Source organism: Leisingera aquimarina DSM 24565 (genome assembly GCF_000473165.1).
GTDB lineage: Bacteria > Pseudomonadota > Alphaproteobacteria > Rhodobacterales > Rhodobacteraceae > Leisingera > Leisingera aquimarina.
Map to the genome: position 1 here is coordinate 1 of NZ_KI421506.1, position 3,455 is coordinate 3,455.

A 3,455-nucleotide genomic window follows, 5' to 3' on the forward strand; every position below is an offset into this window, starting at 1 on the left:
CATGTGCTGAGCGGTGAAGACGGCGATTATCTGAATGCGGGTCATCTGGACGCCCTTGCGCTGGAGTCGGCGACGGTTTCGCTGAGCTTTTCGCTGGACCGTCTGCCCGGCGAGATGGCGCTGGTGTCCAAGGATGGCAGCGGCGCCGGGGCGGGGGATTTCACGCTTTGGGTCAAGGACGGCACTCTGGTCGCCACCCAGTCCGGCGGCGGCGGGACCGAATACCTGAAAGTCCCGGATCTGGTGCTGTCGGCGCAGCAGACCTATCAGATCTCGGTCAGCTTCGGCGCGGACGGGCTGATGATCTGGCTGGACGGCGCGCTGGCGGCAGCGGAACCGCAATTCAAGCAGGGGCTGGAAGACAACGGCCATTCCCTGGTGATCGGCGGCAGCCGGGCTTGGCGCAGCGATCAAGACGATGAGGCGCATTCGCTGTTCAAGGGCGCCATCAGCGATGTGCGGATCTTTGACAGCCAGCTGGGCGAAAGCAGCCAGATGGCGCTGGCCGAGGCGGCCGGCACCGCCATGGGTGCCAAAATGGATGCAATGATGGAGGATCTGGCCCCGGCCTTTGGCCAGCTGCACGGCGCCAGCGATACCTTCCTGGAGATCCTGTCGGACTACGGCGTGACCCATCACGGCCATCTGGACCGCAGCCTCAACATGATCAGCCGCAACGGCGGCGACAACACGGTGCGCGGCACCAGCGGCGCCGATGGCATTGATGCGGGCCGCGGCGATGACAAGATCGCCGGCAAAGGCGGCGCCGACGTGCTGCAGGGCAACTATGGCAATGACACGCTGTATGGCGGCGGCGGCAACGATGTGCTGGACGGCGGCCACGGCGAGGACACGCTGAAAGGCGGCGGCGGCAACGACCTGCTGATCAGCCGCGCCGACGGGCGCGAGGGCGCCATCGCCTATGACCCTGACCGCGACGAGGGCGACCCGGAAAACGAGCTGACAGATGGCAAGCTGTACCCCGATCAGCCGGTGCCCGGCGATGATCTTCTGATCGGCGGCAAGGGCGCGGATATCTTTTATTTCCAGACCCTTATCAACGCCAAAGAGCGGTACATCGAGAAGCACACCCGCGACGACGGCACCATCAACTGGCACGGGGTCGCGGGCGAGAACGACAAGCTGCACGACCATTGGGTCGACATCATGGGCCATGATGTGGTGCAGGATTTCAGCCGCGCCGAGGGCGACCGGATTGTCATTGAGGGCCACACCACCGAGATCGCCTCGATCACCTATGGCGACAAGAACGGCGACGGGGTGATGGATCACTCGGTGATTGCGCTTTACTCCGACCAGGGCAACAACGGCGGCGCCCATAACGACGATCTGCTGGGCAAGATCACGGTCTACGGCGACCTGGTGAAACTGTCGGACATCGAGCACACCGCGGCGCCGGCTTATGGCATCATCAAGAGCATCGACGACCTGGAGGAGGCGCTGGCGCCAACCGCGGTTTCCGAAAACACCGGCAAAATCAAAGTCCCGGGATCGGCGCTGGCGGATGCCGGGGATCTGACCCTTGCGGCGACGGAAAGCCCGGTCTTTGCCATGGCCGGCAGCCACGGGTTCGATGCCGAAGACCGTTCTGCCTATGTCTTTGACCACAACAAGGCGCTGGAGCTTTCCAGCGGCACCATTGCCTTTCGCTTCACCGCCAGCAGTCTGGCCGGATACCAAACCCTGTTGTCCAAGGATGCCGCTGAATACGGCACCGGCGGGCATCTGGCGATTTATCTGGATGAAACCGGCAAGCTGATCGTGCGCCTGCAGGACAGTGCGGAGACCCACTATTTCACTGCGGCAAATGCAATTGAGGCAGGCAAGGACTATGACTTCAGCCTGAATTTTGGCAGCAAGGGGATGGAAGTCTACCTGAATGGCGCGCGGATTGCCTATGAAGCCGGGCTGGATTTTGACTGGAGCACCAACAGCGAGGCGCTAATTGCCGGGGCAGCCGGGTGGAGCAATGCAGCCGGCAAAACCGACAAGATCCACAGCTACTTCGATGGCAACATCAGTGATCTGGCGGTTTATGACGCGGTGCTGACGGGCGAAGAGGTTTTCGGCAGCGGTGAGCGCAGCGATTACGCTTACTTCGGCGGCCGGATCGACAGCTTTCAGTTCAACCGCAGCGGCGGCGAAATCCAGATCAGCAAGGGCGGCTCGGAGACGGCTCTGGAGCCGGATGATACCTTTGCGGCGTTCAAGGACGTCACCGTGCGAGCGGCGGATATTCAATTCGGTTCCAATAGCAATGACGAATTGCGCGGTGCCGATGGTGCCGATGTGCTGATCGGAAAAGGCGGTGATGACCGGTTGCTGGGGTACGGTAACGACGACTTGCTGAGAGGCGGAAGCGGCAACGACAGTCTCTATGGCGGTGAAGGGGCCGATACGCTGTCCGGTCAGGGGGGCAACGACAAGCTGGCGGGCGGCAGCGGCCGGGACTATTTGTTTGGCGGCGATGGCAATGACACGCTGTATGGCGAAGACGGCCGGGATTGGCTCTATGGCGGCCTTGGCGATGACCGGCTTCAGGGCCACAGCTGGAATGCGTCGGACCCTTCAGACAGGGACCGCGCGGTCTTTGACGGCAACTTTGAGGACTACAGCTTTGAAAGCTACACCTACTATGACACCAACCGGGGTGCCGACATCACCCGTCTGACGGTAACTGATGCGGCCAGCGGCGGGGCTGATGGCTATTATGAAGGCCGCGACCAGCTGCTAGATATCGGCCTGTTAGTCTTTGCTGATCAGACTGTTGCCTTTGATGACCTGATCTGACGTCCGGTCCAGGCGTAGAAAAGCTGGGGTTGGCGGAACAAACATCTGCCAAACCTGCAAGCGGCTTCCACCGGGGGACTTAGGTGCCTCCGGTGAAAATCGGTCCTTGTGAGCGACACCTGAACCGCGGCACCTATTGCCTCTGAGGGTTGGGGGAGCGGCCCAGTTCTTCCATCATTTTCTCTCTGAAGACCTCCGCGGGCGTCTTCCACCCAAGGCATTTGCGGGGCGTGTTGTTAAGACGGTCGCAAATTACTTTCATGTCGTGATCTGAGAGCTGCCGGATATCGTGCTTCCGCGGGAGCCATCGCCGGGCCCGCCGGCTTGTGTTCTCAACCGTGCCCTTTTGCCAGGGAGAGGAGGGGGCGCAAAACCATGTCTGCGTACCGGTCTGTGCTTGCAGATGCGGCCAGGACACGAATTCGGTGCCGCGGTCGAAAGTGATGGATTTGCGGGCAGCCAGAGGCAGGTCGCTGATTGCTTTCATGATCTTGCCCCTCTCNGCAGATGGCTTCGCAATCGCCTGACGGGCAAGGCATAACCGGTTTGATACGCTTGTCCGGGTTCTTTAAGAGAACCGTGAAGCGGCTGACGCATTCAACCATTGAGGTCGCGCTGGACTGTCCAAGGCTTTGTTTGACCAG

1 protein-coding gene and 1 pseudogene are annotated in these 3,455 nt (G+C 61.3%); one reads left to right on the top strand and one right to left on the bottom strand.

Annotated elements, in window-relative coordinates:
* Positions 1-2,811, top strand: a 2,811-nt coding sequence (locus tag AQUI_RS0125985) for a LamG-like jellyroll fold domain-containing protein (protein ID WP_027260111.1), incomplete at its 5' end; no start/stop codon positions are given.
* Between the two features lie 133 nt (positions 2,812-2,944).
* Here the strand turns inward: AQUI_RS0125985 and AQUI_RS29025 are convergent.
* Positions 2,945-3,455 (bottom strand): annotated as a pseudogene (locus AQUI_RS29025) (IS30 family transposase); the annotation flags it as partial.